Origin of the sequence: Nitrospirillum pindoramense, assembly GCF_007827955.1 — a bacterium.
GTDB classification, from domain to species: Bacteria; Pseudomonadota; Alphaproteobacteria; order Azospirillales; family Azospirillaceae; genus Nitrospirillum; species Nitrospirillum amazonense_B.
Window position 1 is genome coordinate 171,815 of the sequence record NZ_VITR01000014.1, and the last position, 16,581, is coordinate 188,395.

The window sequence follows — 16,581 nt, forward strand, 5'->3', positions numbered from 1 at the left end:
GCCGGGACCGTTATTCCGTCGCGGAAGCCGGCGGCGCCCCGCCTTCCATTGATGTGCCGGTTGATTCCGCCATCGTCTGAAACAGCTCGCCTTCGGCCTGGGCGGGTGTCTCGCCCACGACCTTCACGTTGCTCTGCGTCACCGAATCAGTGATCTGGCTGTTCACGACTGTGGGAAAGGCCATGGGGTTTCTCCTGTCCGGCACCGTGCAACGATCGCACGGAAGGCGTTCAGAATAGTCCATTCAGCGGCGTCGGGGCAGCCTGCGGCCGGCCACCTGGGGTGGCGCGGCCCCATGCACGGCGCGCATCCCCCGCCGCAGCGCCCGTTCCCGCGGCGTATGGCTCTTTGGCCTTGACTCTCAGGGCCCGCTGACTAAAGTGCCGCGACGCCGTGCCCCAGAGGGCCACGGTACGGAATTGTTTTTGACCGCCCCCGACCCGCCAGAGTGGCGACCGAACGGGGTTGTCGTAGGTGGGATTAAAGGTCATGGCCAAGCAGAATACCGTGCTGATCCGTCTGATCAGCTCCGCTGAAACCGGCTTCTTCTACGTGAAGAAGAAGAACCCGCGCAAGACGACCGAGAAGCTGGAGTTCCGGAAGTACGATCCGGTTGCTCGCAAGCACGTGCTGTTCAAGGAAGCCAAGATCAAGTAAGTCCCGCGCGCCCGCTCGGGCGCGCCGTTCCGGCCCTATGCCCCGCCCCCACGGGCGACAGAATGCCGGAACCGTTAAGGACACTGGTCAGGCGAAGGGCCGCTCCTCGAGCGGCCCTTTCCTATTGGCATGTCTGGCGGCTGGGGTATTCTCCCGGCGCGCCAGAACCTTGGGAACACCGCTTCCGTGCCTTCCAGCCCGACACTCCCGTGCCCCGTCTTCGTCATCAATCTAGAGCATGACGGGGTGCGGCGCGCGCATATGACCGACCAGTGCGCGCGCCTGGGGCTAGCGGCGGAGTTCGTGCCGGCGGTGAACGGCCGTGCCCTCGGCGACGCCGACCGCGCCGCCTATGACCGCGCGAAGGCGCTGCGCGTCTATGGCGTGGAGATGCTGGACACGGAGATCGGCTGCTACCTCAGCCACTATCGCCTTTATGAGCGCATGGTGCGGGAGAACATCCCCGCCGCCCTCATCCTGGAGGACGATGTGGAGCTGAGCCCCGCCCTGCCCCGTATCGTGGCCGATCTGCTGGCCGACCCCGCGCCGGAATGGCAGGTGGTGCGGCTGGAATCCTTGCGCCCGCGCGTGCGCGAGCCCAAGTCCCCCAAGTTCCGGGGACGCACCGTTAAAACCCTGCGCGATGGCGAGCTGGTGCGCCTAGGCACCCACGTGCTGGGCTTCGGCGCCTATCTCATCCGCCTGGAGGGGGCCAGGCGCATGCTGGACTACGGTCGGCGCATCTTCATGCCGGTGGACCAGACCATGGACCGTTACTGGGACAACGGCATCGCCCCCTACCTGGTGCGCCCCATCCCCGTCCGCCAGCGCACCGACATGGATTCGCGCATCGGCGCCCGCCCCGCCGGCCGGCACGAGGGCCAGCCCCTGGCCATACAGTTGGCCCGCCGCTGGCAGCGCCTGTCGGACAGCGTGCGCAAGCGCCTGTACCGGGGTTGATACGCGGCTGATAGGCGCGACGCCTAAGAAAACATCAACCCGGCAGGGTGAGATCCGGCGTGTCGGCGGCACGGGCCAACGGCGGCGCCTCCAGGCTGCTGTCGGTCACGACGCGGTTGCGACCGGCGCGCTTGGCCTCATAGAGGGCCATGTCGGCCCGGCGCAGCAGGCTGTCGCCCGTTTCCATGCGGCCATCGCCCAGGGCGCCATCGGCCACGGCCACGCCGACGGAGATGGTCACCGTGATCTCCCCGCCATCGACGCTGACCTTGAACGGCGTCTCGGCGATGCGGCGGCGCAGGCGTTCCGCCACCAGGACACCGGCGGCGAGATCGGTGTCGGGCATGACGACGACGAACTCCTCGCCGCCCAGCCGGGCCACCAGGTCGAAGTTGCGCAGGTTGCGGCTGGCGCGCTGCGCCACCTCCTTCAAGACCTCGTCCCCCACGCCGTGGCCGTAGGTGTCGTTCACGACCTTGAAATGGTCGATATCGAACAACAGGGCGGCCACCGGCTTGTGGTTGTCGCCGCCCCGGTCCAGCAGGCGCGGCAGGTGCGCGCTCAAGTAACGGCGGTTGAACAGGCCGGTGAGGCTGTCGGTCAGGGCCAGGGACAGGCTCTGCTCATAATTCGCGCGCAACCGCTCCTGATAACGCTTGCGGCGAATCTGGGTGCGCGCCCGGGCCATCAACTCGTTCCGGTCGATGGGCTTGATCAGGTAATCGTTGGCGCCCAGCTCCAGGCCCTTGGCCACGCGGTCGATATCCGTTTCGTCCGCCACCAGCAGGACCGGCACCTGGCGGGTCTTCTCCTGCGAGCGCAGCTGGGAGCAGAGGCGCAGGCCATCCTCCCGCATCAGCGTCAGGCTGATGACGATGAAGTCGAAATCACCAGCCAGCGCCTGCTCCAGGCCCTTGGCGCAGGTGTCGGCCGCCGCCACCCGGCCGCGGTCGCGGCACAGCGTCTCGGTGATCTTGTCCAGGTCGATGGAGCTGTCCTCCACCACCAGGACGTTGGCGCCCTCCGCCGACTGGTTGTGCATGCTGTCGGTGGACACCAGCATGCCCAGCTGGCCCGAGGTGCTTTCGCGCAGGCGCCATTCGTCCATCATCATCTTGAGACGGACCAGGGAGCGGACGCGGGCGAACAGCGCCACATCGTTGACGGGCTTGGTCAGGAAATCGTCGGCGCCAGCCTCCAGCCCCCGCACGCGGTCGGCGATGTCGGACAGGGCGGTCACCATCACGACGGGGATGTGCATGATGGCGGGGTCGCTGCGGATGCGCTCGCACACCTCAAACCCGTCCATGCCGGGCATCATCACGTCCAGCAGCACGATGTCGGGCGCATGCGCCTTGATCTTCTCCAGTGCCTCCGGCCCGCTGCTGGCGGTGATGACGTCGAAATACTCGCGCGTCAGCTTCGCCGCGAGCAGCTTGACGTTGGGCAGGACATCATCAACGACCAGGACGCGAGCCGACATGACACCACTTATTCCGGCCGCGGCGGAAACGCCACAGCTTGATCAAAAGGCACTACCGCGCACCCTAATCCAGAAAGCGCCGAACTGTCCGGATGAAAGTGGCGACTGAGATGGGTTTGGCGATGTAATCATCACAACCGCCTTCCCGGATACGCTCCTCGTCGCCCTTCATGGCAAAGGCCGTGACGGCGATGATCGGGATCGACCCCAGCTCCTGATCCTCCTTCAACCAGCGCGTCACGTCCAGACCGGAAAGCTCCGGAAGCTGTATATCCATAAGAATAAGGTCCGGACGGTGCTGCCGCGCCAACTCCACCGCCATGACGCCATCGCGGGTCTGCACCGTGCGATAGCCGTGCGCCTCCAGCAGATCATTGAAAAGCTTCATATTAAGTTCGTTGTCCTCAACGATGAGGACACATTTTTTGGCGGCGGCAACCGTGGCCATGAGGCGGTCCGTAGCGATGTGGGGGCTACACTAAAGGACAAGTCGGGCGGGTACAACCGTTATGGGGCGCGCCCGCAGGTTATGCGCCGCCGGTTCGATGTCGCGCTGCCATCCGTGCCTGCCAACCCTTGTTATAGGCCCTCTGGGTAGCCCTAAGGCGCCCACCTCATCCGAACAGGTAGTCCGCGATTAACGTTGGACTAGAGGGAATCGACCGGAATATCGCCGCGCGCGATAATTTTCAGTCCGGGCGGGCCCCGGCCAATTGCCGGCACCAGGCGGCGAGGTCCAGCAGACCGCGGCGCCGCGCGCCTTCCGCATCATCCGCCGCCACCTCCAGCCGGCGGCCCGCCCGCCGGGCGAAGGCGGAGAGGCGGGGCGGGTCCTCGATCAGTCGCCCCAGCGCCAGCATGACCAGCTCGGCCCGGCGGCGGTCCTGGGGGCCAAGCCCGGGGAGCAGGCCGCGCATGGCGATCAGCGCCCGCCCAACGTCCATGCGGGCGCGCGCCTGGGCCAGGGCGCCGTCCCCATTCCCGGCCACCCCGCCGCCGGAGGCCACCTCCCAGACCGCCAGCCGGGCGAGGCGGTGATGATGGCGGTATTCCCACGCCTTGCCATCCGGCGACGCCGCCCCGGACGCCAAGGCCCGGACGCTGGCGGAGAAGCTGACCAGCAGGCGGCGCACCTCCCCCTTCCCGTCCACCGGCAGGATCAGCCGGTAGGTCAGCAGAATCCATATGGCGGCCATCACGATGGCGGCGGCGGCGTTGAGAAACGCCTGCAGGTCGTAATTCATGGGGTTGGTGGGGGCCACCAGGGTCAGGAACAGCAAGGGCATGAAGCTGCCGAAATCCCCCCGCCCCGGTCGTTGCGACATCAGGGCGGCGACCACGATGATGGGCGCCAGCACCAACGACAGGCCCCAGAACTCCGACAAGGCCGGCAGCAGCAGGAAGGTCACGGGCAGGCCCAGCAGCCCCGCCCACAGGGCGGCGCGAAAAACCTGGACGCTGACCTGCTCCGGGTTGGCGCGGCTGGCCAGCAGGGCTCCGAAGGCGCTGGTCCAACTCAGCATGATGGTTCCGGCCGGCCATTCGGTGGCGACCCAGAAGCTGGCCGCCAGGCCGACGGAGATCAGCGTGCGGAGCGCCGCGATGACCGCGCTGCCCAGCGGGCCGTCCGCCGGCTCGGGCAGGGTGAAGGCCAGGCGGCGGGCCGGGTCGCGCGCCACGGCCACCTGGACCAGAAGGTCCAGCACCTCCCCCAACTGGTGCGCGGCGGTCAGCGCGGCGGTATCGCCGGCCCGATGGGCCAGGTGCAGCGCCACCCTCAGGCGGCGCCGCGCGGCGGCGGCGGCGATGCGGAAGGCCGGGCCGTCGCCCTCCCCCAACGGTCTCAGGCAGGCCAGCAAGGGCTCGGCGGCGGCCGGCAGCGACGCCAGCGCCCGGCGGGCGGCGTCCATGCGGGCCAGAAGGCCGAACAGCGCGGCGGCGGCCACCCGCGCGCCATCGGACTGCCGCCGGAACGCGGCTGATTCCACCGCCGCGTACGTCGCCAGATCATCCAGGCCCTGCAACTCGGCCAACAGGTCCCGGTGCCGGCGGCCGGGCGTGCCCGCCCCGGTCAGGTCATCGGCCAACGCCCCGATCACCGCGGCGGTGACGCGGGCCACCCGGCTCTCCAACCGCTGGGCCGCCGTCACCGGCCACAGGATGCCGGATACCATCATCTTGGCCAGCACGCCCACGACGATGGCCGCCACCCGAGCCGCGGCGATGTCGAAGGTGCGCAAGGGATCATCCACCGCGCCCAGCGCCACCAGGGCCAAGGTGTAGCCAGCCAGCACGGCCGCGTACGACCGGAAGCGGCGCAGCCGGTTGGCCAGCGCCACGCAGCCCGCCAGCCACAGGCCGTACAGCAGCAGGAAGGCCTCCGGCGACTGGCCGAAGCCCGCCATCAGCGCCAACGCCGCCGCAGCCCCCACCAGGGTGCCGGCGATGCGCCAAACACTCTTGGCGATGACGGCCCCGCTCATGGGATGGCTGACGATCAGCACCGTCACCGCCGCCGTCTGCGGGCTTTCCAATTGCAGCGCGTAGGCGAGGTAGAGCGCCAGTAAAGTGGCCAGCGCCGTGCGCACGGCGTGCCCCACCGCCCCCCGACTGGGCATCCATTCCCCCATCCGCGGCAGTCCAAGCCCCTTGAGGACGGGAAGCGAGGGGGCGACGGCGGGGGCTAGGCTTGGGGAGGACACGGGGGGAAACGCCACGCGGAGTTGGGGCCCGGAACCGCCCATGAGCGGAACGCCAGCCAGTTCATCGATTTGCATGATGCTCCCCACCTGGCCTACAGTCCAATATATCGCCTACTGCTTTTCGATATCCAAAACACATAGGCACGCCGTCTTGGACATCCGTCACCTGCGCTATTTCACCGCCGTCGCCGAGGAACTGCACTTCACCCGGGCGGCGGAAAAGCTGGGCATCCGCCAGCCCCCGCTGAGCCAGCAAATCCAGCAGCTGGAGCGGGAGATCGGCAGCCCCCTGTTCCACCGGCTGTCCCGAGGGGTGGAGCTGACGGCGGTGGGCGTCAGCTTCCTGAAGGACGCCAAGGCCATCCTGGCCCAGATCGATCAGGCCCTGGCCAGCGCGCGGCAGGTGGCGCGGGGGGAAAAAGGGCGCCTGCGCATGGGGCTCAGCATGTCGGTCACCGCCCACCCCTGGATCGCCCGGCTGATCCGCGACTACCGCGCCCAGCATCCCGGCGTGCAGGTGACCCTGGAACTGAACGATTTCGGGCAGTTGACCGACGCGGTGCGCGACGGCGCGCTGGACGTGGCCTTGGTGCGCGGCCGGACGGCGGAGATACCCGGCCTGACCACCTACGCCGTGGTGGAGGAAAAGCTGCTGGCGGCCCTGCCCTTGGGCCATCGCCTGGCGGACGCCGGCACCCTGGATCTGGCGGAGTTGGCGGATGAGGATTTCCTGATCATCCCGCGCACGGCCGGCCCCAACATCTATGACATCATGATCGCCGCCTGCCGCAAGGCCGGGTTCAGCCCCCGCATCGTGCAGGAGGTGCCGGCCTTCCCGCCGCTGCTGAACCTGGTGGAGGCCGGGCTGGGCGTGGCGCTGGCGCCGGACAGCATGCGCAACATGGGCCAGGAGGGCGTGCGGCTGCTGGATTTGAAGGGCGGGGATGACACCGCCCCCATCATGCTGGTCTACCGCGCCAACGAGGGGGCCGCCGCCGCGCGCGCGCTGGTGGCCCAGGCCCGCCGCGCCGCCGCCATCCATAGCGCGACCACCAAGGCCTGAGGACATCATGCTGGAACTGAAACTGCTGCGGTCCTTCGTCCTGCTGGCGGAAGAGTTGCACTTCGGCCGGGCGGCGGAGCGGCTGCACATCGTGCAGCCCGCGCTGACCCAACAGATCCAATCGCTGGAACGGCAGATCGGCACCCAATTGCTGAACCGGACGCGCGGCCGGATCAGCCTGACCGACGCTGGTGTCCTGGTCCTGGCGGAGGCGCGCAAGACCTTGGAGCAGGCGGCGCGGACGGAGACCATCGGCCGCCTGGCCGGGCGGGGCGAGGTCGGGCGGCTAGAGGTGGGCTTCGTCGGTTCCGCGGGACTCAGCGCCCTCATGCCGGCCGTCCTGCGCGATTTCCGGCAGGCTCATCCGGGTGTGGACCTGAACCTGGTGGAAATGGCGGTGGGCCCGCAATTGGCCGCCATCGCCGCCGGCGACGTGGATGTCGGCTTCATCCGCCTGCCGCCGCTCAGCCTGCCGGGCGGCGTGGCCGTGTTGCCGCTGCGGCCGGAGGGGCTGGTGGTGGCGTTGCCGGCGGGCCATCCGCTGGCCCAGTTGCCGGCCGTCCCGGTGGCCGGTCTGGCGAGGGAGCCCATGGTGCTGCACCATCGCGCCGCCGCCGCCGAGCTGCGCAGCTTGATCGACGAGCTGTGCGCCCGCCATGGCTTCGCGCCGCAGGTGGTTCAGTCGGTGCCGCAGATCTCACTGACCATACGGCTGGTGGCGGCGGGCCTGGGTGTTTCCCTGATGCCGGAAACCATCGCCTCCATGGCGGTGGAGGGCGTGGTCTATCGCCCCCTGGCCGACGACGACATCCACTACACCCTGGCGCTGGCCCACCGGGCGCAGGACGCGGCACCGGCCGTGCGCGCCTTCGTCGCCCTGGCGGGCGCGCTGGCGGAACCCTAATCGCGGGACGCCGCCGCCCCGGCGGGGCCATCCACAGCGGGGGCGGCGTCCAAATCCACCCCTTGCCAGCCGCCGCCCAGAGCCTTGTACAGGGTGATGACGTGTTCCACCCGGGCCAGGCGGCTCTCCGCCTCCCGATCCTCCGCCTGATAGGCCTGGCGTTCGCTGTCCAGCACCTTCAGGAAGTCGGTGAGGCCGGCGCCATAGAGACGGGTGGCGTGGTCCAGAGCCTGGGCGGCATCGACGCGGGCCGCCGCCAGGCTTTGCTGCCGGCGGCTTTCCGTCTGGTAGTTGACCAGCGCGTCCTCCACATCACGCAGCGCCTCCTTCACCGTCCGCTCGTAATCGATGCGGGCGGCCTCGGCGTCCGCCTTGGCCATGGTGATGCGGGCGTCGTCGCGGCCACCGTTGTAGACGGGCCCGGCGACCTGCGCGCCCAGGGAATAGGTCAGGCTGGCCAGGCTGAACAACTTGCCCAGGTCCGCCGCCTGGGGCATCAGCGTCAACGGGATGGCGAAATGGGGCAGGCTGGCGGCCGTGGCCACGCCGATGCGGGCGTTGGCGGCGGCATAGCGCCGGTCGGCGCGGCGGATGTCCGGCCGGTTGGCCACCACCTCCGACGGCAGCGACACCGGCAGGCTGGCGGGAACGGTCAGCAAGGGTGCCGGCTGGGACAGCTCAGCCTCCAGCTCTCCCGGATAGCGGCCCAGCAGGATGGCGATGGCGTGGCTCATGCGCGCCACGGTGGCCTGCAGCGGCGGGGTGGCGGCCTGCACCGTTTCCAGCTGTGACTTGGCCTGCGCCACGTCCAGCAGGGTGCCCAAGCCGCGCTGATAAGCCCGCTGGGCCAGGTCCAGGGCCTTGGCGGCGACGGCGATGTTGTTTTCCGCGATGGTCAGGCGCAGCTGGGCCGCGCGCAGCCGGGCGTAATCCGTCGCCACCTCCGCCAGCAGGCTGACCAGGATGGCGCGGCGCCCCTCCTCCGTCGCGGCGATGTCGGCGTCAGCCGCCTCGACAGCGCGGCGGGTGCCACCGAAGACGTCGATCTCCCACGTGGCATCCAACTCCGCCTGCCAGGTGTGATAGCTGCCGATGCCCGCCGGCCAATCCACGCTTTCACTGGATCGTTGCAAGGCCGGATCGATACCGAGGCGGACATCGGGCAGGTCGGCGGACTTGGCGATGACGCGGGCGGCGCGGGCCTGCACCAGGCGCTGGCGCGCGATCTTAAGGTCTTCGTTATCGGCGATGGCCGCCTGGACCAGGCGGCTGAGGGTGGGGTCCTGGAAGCTGTCCCACCAGGCGCGCATGGCGTCAACGCCGGCCGCCGGGGGCAACTGCTCCGTCCAGCCCTTGGGCAGGTCATCCAGGGGAATCGGCTTGTAATCGGGGCCCACGACGGTGCAGGCCGATACCACGCCCCCCAGCAGCAGCGCCGCCAGGGCTTTACAGCGGGTCATGGCTCAGATCCTCGATTCCAGGCGGGCCAGGACACGGCCCACCAGACCCTGCGGGCGCTGCGCCTCATCGCCGACCGACACCGTGCAGGTCATGCCGGCGGCCAGCACCACGCCCGGCGGAACGGTGTCGATACCCACGCGCACAGGTATGCGCTGGGCCAGCCGCACCCAGGTGAAGACGGGATTCACGTCCTGCAGGCCATAGGCGTTGGGCGCGCTGTTGCGATCGTTGATGCCGCGGGCGATGGTCTCGACATGGCCGGTCAGGGGCGGGGTGTAGCCCATCAGCTTGATGCGGGCGGTGTCACCCTCATGGATGCGGGCCAGCTTCGTTTCCTCGAAATAGCCGCTGACCCAGAAGCTGTCGGTGTCGATGACCGCCACCCGGGGCTGGCCGACGGTGGCGTAGTCGCCCACCCGCAGGCGCAGGTTGGTGACATAGCCATTGACCGGGGCCCGGATGACGGAGCGCTCCAGGTTCAGGTTGGCCAGGTCCAGCGCCGCCTCCGCCGCGTCCAACTGGGCGTTGGCCACGCTGGCGGTGCTGCGGAACCGTTCCTGCTCCGCATCCGACACCACGCCGGCCAGTCCCTGTCGGCGCTGGGCGTCGCTGAGCTTCAGGGCGCGTTCGTCCCGGGCGGCGGCGACGGCGGCGCGGGCCTGGGCCTGATTGATGCGGAAGCGCACGGGGTCGATGACGAACAGCACGTCGCCCTTGCGCACCAGCTGGTTGTCGTGGACGGGTATGTCGACGATGGTGCCGGCCACCTCCGGCGCCACGTCAACCACCTCCGCCCGCACGCGGCCATCCCGCGTCCACGGCGCCAGCATGTAGCGCTGCCACAGGGCGCCGATCAGCAGGATGGCCACGCCCACCATGGCCAGGGTCGCCCCACCCCGGCCCAGGGCCCGCAGAAGCGGCGCCAGACGGGCCTTCATAGCAGCACCAGGCCGGACAGCAGGATGGAGAACAACGCCGCTTCGAACAGGGCGGGGTGCCAGATGATCCGCCAGAAACCCAGCTGGGCCAGCAAGCCGCGCAGGATCAGGAACAAGACCAGGGTGACGGCACCATAGCCGACAATGGGGGCCATGAAGATGCCAGCGACATCCAATTCGGCCATGACGGAAAAAACCTCAGGTTGGATCGATCCGGAAAAGAAAAGGACGCGGCCCGCAGACCACGTCCTTTCCTATGCGTGACGGCTCCCGGCAACCCGATGGGAGGAGGGCGGACGGGCGCCGTCACGTGAGGGGCGGAGGGGGTGGAACCGGATCAACCACCGTATCCCCCCGCCCCAAAGACATTACCGCAGGGGCCTCATCAATTGATCGACAGGGTCTGCGCCGTCAGCGCGGCGTCCAGATTGTCGACGCAAGAGGCGAAGGCGGCGGAGCCGGGGGCGGCACCCGCCATGGCACAGGCCTTCTGTTCACGGCCGACCTGGGGCGAAACCTGGGCGTGTTCGCCCTTCACATGGGTCAGCACGGTGGTGCAGGCGGCGAAGTCGGAATTCGCCGGGTTCAGGCCCATCGCTTCGCAGGCCTGGTGGACGGCCGGGGTGATCACCACCTCCGTCCCGGTGCCGGCGCAGGCCACCAGCGGCGCGGACAGCGCCAGGGCGGACAGGGCGGCGGCAAAGGCATACGTGCGGGACGAATTCTTCAACGGGGCGAACATTCCATCATCTCCATCAATCAACCGGGCCGCGTCCTGTGAGGTCCAGCGCCTGCAGTCGGCGCGGTCGTTGGTGAGATGAACTATGCGCCCGCTTCCCGCCGTTGGTCTAATATATCGGAATGGCGTCTTTGATATCTTATTGATATGGATCAGCCCCCGCCCCGCGATCAAAATCCATGATCGTTGCGCCTGTGAGAAACTATTGGAGGGGTGGGGGTGCCGGGTCCCAAATATTCGGTGCCCGCACCCCGAAGGGACCACAATGACCAGGGTCCGCCAGGACCTCCGGTCATCAGTCCCTGGGACCGCCCCCAGGGGACGGTGCCGAACAACGGACAAGAACATGGTTAGAGAGCGAATTCGTCTGAGCAGCCTGCATGATCGCATCATGACCGCCGAGCAGGCGGCCGCCCTGATCCAGGACGGCATGACGGTGGGCATGAGCGGCTTCACCCGGGCCGGCGATGCCAAGGCCGTCCCCCTGGCCCTGATCAATCGCGGCCGGGCCGAGCCCCTGCACATCAACCTGTTGACCGGCGCCTCCCTGGGCAACGACCTGGACGGCATGCTGGCGGACGCCGGCATGCTGAAGCGGCGTCTACCCTTCCAGGCCGACGCCCGCCTGCGCGCCGCCATCAACCGCGGCGAGGTGATGTTCATCGACCAGCACCTGTCAGAGATGGTGGAGCAGTTGCGCTCCGGCGCGCTGGGCCACCTGGACTGCGCGGTGATCGAGGCCACGGCCATCACCGAGACGGGCGCCATCGTCCCCACCACCTCGGTCGGCAATTCCGCCAGCTTCGCCATCCTGGCCGACAAGGTGATCGTGGAGATCAACTTGGCCCAGCCGGCGGACCTGGAAGGGCTGCACGACATCTACATCCCCAAGCGCCGCCCGGCGCGCGAGCCCATCGAACTGACCAAGGCGTCGGACCGCGTGGGCACCCCGGCGGTACAGATCGATCCGGCCAAGATCGCCGCCATCGTGGTGACCAACCAGCCGGACAGCGCCACCACGCTGCAGCCGGCGGACGCCGACACCACCGCCATCTCCCGCCACCTGATCACCTTCCTGGAGCAGGAAGTGCTGGCGGGCCGCCTGCCCCGGCACCTGCCGCCGTTGCAGGCCGGCATCGGCGCCATCGCCAACGCCGTTCTGGCCGGCCTGAAGGACAGCCCCTTCACCGACCTGGAACTGTACAGCGAGGTGCTTCAGGACAGCGCTTTCGACCTGTTCGACGCCGGCAAGCTGGCCTTCGCCTCGGCTTCCAGCATCGTGTTGACGGCGCCGGTGATGGCCCGCGTCATGCCCAACATCGCCAGCTACCGCGACCGTATCATCCTGCGCCCGCAGGAGGTCAGCAACCACCCCGAGGTGGTGCGGCGCCTGGGCCTGATCGCCATCAACACCGCCATCGAGTGCGACATCTACGGCAACGTGAACTCCACCCACGTCAACGGCACGCACATGATGAACGGCATCGGCGGGTCGGGCGACTTCGCCCGCAACGCCCAGCTGTCGGTGTTCGTCACCAAGTCGCTGGCCAAGGACGGCCGCATCTCCAGCATCGTGCCCATGGTCACCCATGTAGACCACACGGAGCATGACGTGGACGTGATCGTCACCGAGCGCGGCCTGGCCGACCTGCGCGGCTTGGCCCCCCGGGAACGCGCCCGCGCCATCATGGAGAACTGCCTGCACCCCAGCTATCGCGAACAGATGGCCGACTATGTGCGCCGGGCCGTGGCCCGGGGCGGCCAGACGCCGCACATCCTGGAAGAGGCGTTCAGCTGGCACATCCGCGCCCGCGACACCGGCAGCATGCTGGCCGAGCCAGCGCCGGCGGCGCTATCGGCGTAACGCCACCCGGTCCTCCGGGGCGCTGGTCTGGTTCAGTCGCCGGATCAGCGCCCGGTGGGCCGGCAGGTCGCGGATGGCATGGTCGCCATAGGCCTGGATGCGGGCGAAGGTCTTGCGCGCCGCATCCACGTCGGGATAGGCGCCGCGGGCCGCCGACAGGTCGGTTTCAAAGCCCATGCCATACAGGATGTATTGGTAATTGAAGTAGGCGAAGGCCTCCAGGTCCAGCGCGAAATCGAACCGGCTGGGCGGGCGGGTGCGCCACCGCGCCAGCAGGTCGCGCAGGCCGGGCGGAATGGTCGCGGGGTCGCGGTTGTCCCGCCAGAACGGCTCTTCCCGCCGGCTGAGGCAATAGTGCAGCTTCAGGAAGGCGACGATGTTCTCGAACCGCCGGGTCATCAGCTCATTGAAGCGAGCGGCCGGCGCCTGCCAGTCACCGTCATGCGGGAACAGCTCGGCCAGCATGCCCACCGCCACCTCCACCAGCACCACGCTGGTGGACTCCAGGGGCTCCAGGAAGCCGCCCGACAGGCCGATGGCGACGCAATTCTTGACCCAGGGCGTCTCGCGATAGCCGGGGTCGAACGCGATGCGGCGCAGGGGCGGCGGGGCCGCGTCCCGGCCCAGCATCGGGGCCAGATAAGCGCGCAGCGCGGCCTCGGCCGCGTCGTCCGACATATGGTCGCTGGAATAGACGCAGCCTATCCCCCGCCCGCCTTCCAGCCCGATGTCCCATGTCCAGCCCGCGGCGTGGGCGGTGGCCAGAGTGACGCTTTCCAGCGGCGCGTCCGGCATGCCATGCGGCACCTTGCAGGACAGCGCGCGGTCGGTGGCCAGGATGGGCTTCACCGGCTTTTGCGGCACACCCAAGGCGCGGCCGATGAGTTCAGCGCGGAATCCGCTGCAATCAAGGTAGAAGTCGGCGGAAAGTGGCCCTTGCTCCCGCGTGAGCACATGATCGATGGCCCCATCCGGCCCCAACATCACGTCCGTCACGGTGCCCTGAAGGTGCAGGACGCCCAGGTCGCGGGCACAGCGGGCCAGCGCGGCGGCGGCCTTGGCGGCATCGAAATGATAAGCGTAGTTCAGCGGCGCCTCGAAATCCCCCTCGGGCCCCCGCTTGGGCGCGCGCCGGGCCTCCGCCACCCGGGGTTGGAAGGTCATGGCCTGGGCGAAGGGCGGGCGGGCGTCCCGCTCCTGCAACAACCAGTACGGCACCAGGCCGGCCCCCTCCATGGGAAAGGGCGCCTCGAAGGGATGGAAGAAGCTGTCGTCCTCCGCCCCCGTCACCCAGCGGTCGAAGCGGATACCTTGCTTGAAGGTGGCGGCGGTCTCGCGCATGAAGCGCGTTTCGTCGATGCCCAGGAATTTCAGGGTGCCGCGGATGGTGGGAAAGGTTCCCTCCCCAACCCCGACGATGCCGATGTCCTGCGATTCCAGCAGGGTGATGCGGATCGGCCCATCCTCGCGCACGCCCAGGTACCGGGCGAGGTAGGCGGCAGCCAGCCATCCGGCCGTGCCGCCCCCGACGATCAGGATGGTCCGCGTGCGCGTCATGGGGGCCGCCTCAGGCTCGTTCCGGAACCGCCCCCAGCTCGCCGCTGGCCCGGGCCTTGCGGCCATAGACCAGTTCGAACAGCGGGGACGCCATCATCGTGGTGACGATGGCCATCAGCACCAGCATGGAAAACAGCGTCGGCCCGATGATGCCCTTTTGCAGGCCGATGTTGATGATGATCAGTTCCATCAGCCCGCGCGAGTTCATGAGGGCGCCGATGCCCAGCGCGGTGCGGTTGTCCTCGCCGCACAAGCGGGCGGCCGCATAGCAGGCGACGCCCTTGGCGACGATGGACGCGACCAGCACGCCCAGCGCCATCAGCAGCAGGGAGGCGGAATTCACCATGTCCATGCGGGTGTTGAGGCCGGAATAGGTGAAGAACATGGGCAGCAGCAGGACCACGGCCACCGGTTCCACCTTCTTCTTCAATTCCTCCACGAACAGGCCGCGCGGCATGGCGGTGCCGACGATGAAGCCGCCGAAGATGGCATGGATGCCCACCGCGTCCATGACGAAGGCCGACAGGCCGAACACGGCCAGGGTGATGGCCAGCACGGTGTGCGTCATCTCCCCCCGGCGCTCCACCGCGCGGCCCAGCGGCGCCAGCAGTCGGCGGCCGAAGACGATGACGAGCAGGGCGAAACCCACCCCGCCGCCGATGGCCAGCACGGCCACGCCCGGCCCGGCGCCGAACACCGCCAGCACCACGGCCAGCACACACCAGGAGGCGGCATCGTCGAAAGCGCCCGCCGTCAGCGACAAGGTGCCCAGCGCGCTGTCGCTGAGGCCGCGTTCATGGATGATGCGGGCCAGCATGGGAAAGGCGGTCAGGGCGATGCAGGCGCCCAGGAACAGGGTGGCCTGGGTCCGGGGCAGCCCGTCGGCGAACAGGCCGGGCACGTCCAGCAGCATGGGCGTGATCAGCAGGGCCACCAGGAACGGCGCCAGGATGCCGGACAGGGACACGGCGAAGGCGCTTTTGCCGTTGGTGCGGAAATGGTCGCCGCGGAATCCGGTGCCGACCAGGAACATGTACAGCCCGACACCGAACTGGGCGCCGACATACAGTACGTTCTTGGTTTCCTTGGGAAACAGCTCGGCCGCCAGGCCGGGGAACAGCAGGCCCAGCAGCGACGGGCCCAGCACCACGCCGGCGATCATCTCCCCCACCACCTGGGGCTGGGCCAGCAGCTTCTGCCCCAGCCAGCCGACGACGCGGCAGGTCAGGATGATGGCCGACAACTGCAGGAAGAAATGGACGCTGAAATCCGTCGGCGTCATGGCCCCGTTGGGCCCGTGCGGCGACAACAGGTGTGATGCCGTGTCGACGATGTTCTGCACCGTGTCGGCTGAAAAAAGGTCTGAAGCCATGACGCGATTCCACCCTGTTTATTGGGCCGTTTCCCGGCCTTGCATCTGGTAGCGATATCAGGCTTAGAGGCGGGTGCCGAACGTTGTCAAAGAATAAAAAACGTAGGAATGTAGCAACATTTTCGCCCCTCGGGATGTAGCAACATGCCTACAATGAGCAGTCGGGATTTCAACCAGGACGTGGGCGGAGCCAAACGGGCTGCGTTGAGCGAGCCGGTGTTCATCACCGACCGGGGCAAGCCCACCCACGTCCTGATGAATTTCGAGACCTTCCTGAGACTTACCGGCGACGGGCAGAGCATCGTCGACCTGCTGGCCATGCCTGACGACCTTTCCCCGGACAAGGCCGCCCTGCTGGACGCCACACGGATGGACATCGGCTGATGTACCTGCTGGATACCCCCGTCGTGGTGGAACTGCGCGGCGCCAAACCGGACGCCGGCGTGCGCGCCTGGGCCGCCGACGTGCCCCGCCAGCAATTGTTCCTGTCGGCCCTCAGCCTGATGGAGCTGGCGGAGTCGGTGGCCAAGGCGGAGCGCGCGGACAAGGCGGGGGGCGCCGCCCTGCGCGCCTGGCTGGACGACCGGGTCATGGTGGCGTTCGAGGGGCGCATCCTGGCGGTGGACGCCGCCGTGGCCCTGCGCCGCGCCAGTGTGGGACTGCCCAACAACCGCGACGCCCTGCTGGCCGCCACCGCCCTGGTGCATGGCCTGACCCTGGTGACGCCCAACGCCTCCGCCTATCGCACCGGGCGCCTGAAGGTTTTCAACCCCTGGGGCTACGCCGGCGGGGCGGAAGAGGACATCGCCGACTGGCGCCAAGTGGCCAAGACCAGCCCGGTATGGCTGAAAAGCCTGTTCCTGCGGTTTTAGCTTGGAGCC

General features: G+C 68.5%; 17 protein-coding genes. 7 read left to right on the forward strand and 10 right to left on the reverse strand.

Going from position 1 to position 16,581, the window contains the following annotated elements:
* Positions 1 to 10 precede the first annotated feature (10 nt).
* Complete coding sequence (locus FBZ90_RS21825) at positions 11 to 184, reverse strand: RebB family R body protein (protein WP_145735101.1); 174 nt, start codon at positions 182 to 184, stop codon at positions 11 to 13.
* A gap of 305 nt (positions 185 to 489) precedes the next feature.
* Between FBZ90_RS21825 and rpmG the strand changes: the two genes are divergently transcribed.
* Positions 490 to 657: a 50S ribosomal protein L33 gene (gene rpmG, locus FBZ90_RS21830; protein WP_040845325.1), complete on the forward strand. Its 168-nt coding sequence runs from the start codon at positions 490 to 492 to the stop codon at positions 655 to 657.
* Between the two features lie 129 nt (positions 658 to 786).
* A complete protein-coding gene (locus tag FBZ90_RS21835) occupies positions 787 to 1,617 on the forward strand; it encodes a glycosyltransferase family 25 protein (protein WP_145735102.1) in 831 nt (276 codons plus the stop codon).
* 34 nt (positions 1,618 to 1,651) lie between these two features.
* Here FBZ90_RS21835 and FBZ90_RS21840 read toward each other — a convergent pair whose 3' ends face one another.
* The 3 genes from FBZ90_RS21840 to FBZ90_RS21850 form a co-directional block, all read right to left on the reverse strand.
* A complete protein-coding gene (locus tag FBZ90_RS21840) occupies positions 1,652 to 3,100 on the reverse strand; it encodes a PleD family two-component system response regulator (RefSeq protein ID WP_145735103.1) in 1,449 nt (482 codons plus the stop codon).
* 64 nt (positions 3,101 to 3,164) lie between these two features.
* Entirely contained in the window at positions 3,165 to 3,548 is a 384-nt protein-coding gene (locus tag FBZ90_RS21845) for a response regulator (RefSeq protein ID WP_145735104.1), read from the reverse strand.
* A 241-nt stretch (positions 3,549 to 3,789) separates the two neighbouring features.
* Complete coding sequence (locus tag FBZ90_RS21850) at positions 3,790 to 5,718, reverse strand: FUSC family protein (RefSeq protein WP_186455979.1); 1,929 nt, start codon at positions 5,716 to 5,718, stop codon at positions 3,790 to 3,792.
* A gap of 235 nt (positions 5,719 to 5,953) precedes the next feature.
* On the opposite strand from FBZ90_RS21850, the gene FBZ90_RS21855 reads away from it, so the two are divergent.
* Positions 5,954 to 6,865, forward strand: coding sequence for a LysR family transcriptional regulator (locus FBZ90_RS21855; RefSeq protein WP_186455980.1), 912 nt, complete (start codon positions 5,954 to 5,956; stop codon positions 6,863 to 6,865).
* Positions 6,866 to 6,872: 7 nt separating this feature from the next.
* Complete coding sequence (locus FBZ90_RS21860) at positions 6,873 to 7,769, forward strand: LysR substrate-binding domain-containing protein (RefSeq protein ID WP_186455981.1); 897 nt, start codon at positions 6,873 to 6,875, stop codon at positions 7,767 to 7,769.
* Here the strand turns inward: FBZ90_RS21860 and FBZ90_RS21865 are convergent.
* From FBZ90_RS21865 to FBZ90_RS21880, 4 genes are all read right to left on the reverse strand, one after another.
* A complete protein-coding gene (locus FBZ90_RS21865) occupies positions 7,766 to 9,229 on the reverse strand; it encodes an efflux transporter outer membrane subunit (protein ID WP_145735108.1) in 1,464 nt (487 codons plus the stop codon). The genes FBZ90_RS21860 and FBZ90_RS21865 overlap by 4 nt on opposite strands.
* A 3-nt stretch (positions 9,230 to 9,232) precedes the next feature.
* Positions 9,233 to 10,168, reverse strand: coding sequence for an efflux RND transporter periplasmic adaptor subunit (locus FBZ90_RS21870; RefSeq protein WP_145735109.1), 936 nt, complete (start codon positions 10,166 to 10,168; stop codon positions 9,233 to 9,235).
* Positions 10,165 to 10,353, reverse strand: coding sequence for a DUF1656 domain-containing protein (locus tag FBZ90_RS21875; protein WP_145735110.1), 189 nt, complete (start codon positions 10,351 to 10,353; stop codon positions 10,165 to 10,167). Before FBZ90_RS21875 ends, FBZ90_RS21870 begins: the two co-directional genes overlap by 4 nt.
* Before the next feature lie 200 nt (positions 10,354 to 10,553).
* A complete protein-coding gene (locus FBZ90_RS21880) occupies positions 10,554 to 10,910 on the reverse strand; it encodes a hypothetical protein (protein ID WP_145735111.1) in 357 nt (118 codons plus the stop codon).
* Positions 10,911 to 11,253: 343 nt separating this feature from the next.
* On the opposite strand from FBZ90_RS21880, the gene FBZ90_RS21885 reads away from it, so the two are divergent.
* Positions 11,254 to 12,771, forward strand: a complete 1,518-nt coding sequence (locus tag FBZ90_RS21885; protein ID WP_145735112.1) for an acetyl-CoA hydrolase/transferase family protein — start codon at positions 11,254 to 11,256, stop codon at positions 12,769 to 12,771.
* Here the strand turns inward: FBZ90_RS21885 and FBZ90_RS21890 are convergent.
* Positions 12,760 to 14,328 (reverse strand): tryptophan halogenase family protein, encoded by a 1,569-nt coding sequence (locus FBZ90_RS21890; protein WP_145735113.1) that lies wholly within the window; start codon positions 14,326 to 14,328, stop codon positions 12,760 to 12,762. The genes FBZ90_RS21885 and FBZ90_RS21890 overlap by 12 nt on opposite strands.
* Positions 14,329 to 14,338: 10 nt before the next feature.
* Positions 14,339 to 15,700: a cation:proton antiporter gene (locus FBZ90_RS21895; protein ID WP_145735114.1), complete on the reverse strand. Its 1,362-nt coding sequence runs from the start codon at positions 15,698 to 15,700 to the stop codon at positions 14,339 to 14,341.
* Between the two features lie 153 nt (positions 15,701 to 15,853).
* On the opposite strand from FBZ90_RS21895, the gene FBZ90_RS21900 reads away from it, so the two are divergent.
* Positions 15,854 to 16,084, forward strand: coding sequence for a type II toxin-antitoxin system Phd/YefM family antitoxin (locus tag FBZ90_RS21900; RefSeq protein ID WP_246130667.1), 231 nt, complete (start codon positions 15,854 to 15,856; stop codon positions 16,082 to 16,084).
* Positions 16,084 to 16,572: a type II toxin-antitoxin system VapC family toxin gene (locus tag FBZ90_RS21905; RefSeq protein ID WP_145735116.1), complete on the forward strand. Its 489-nt coding sequence runs from the start codon at positions 16,084 to 16,086 to the stop codon at positions 16,570 to 16,572. Before FBZ90_RS21900 ends, FBZ90_RS21905 begins: the two co-directional genes overlap by 1 nt.
* Positions 16,573 to 16,581 lie beyond the last annotated feature (9 nt).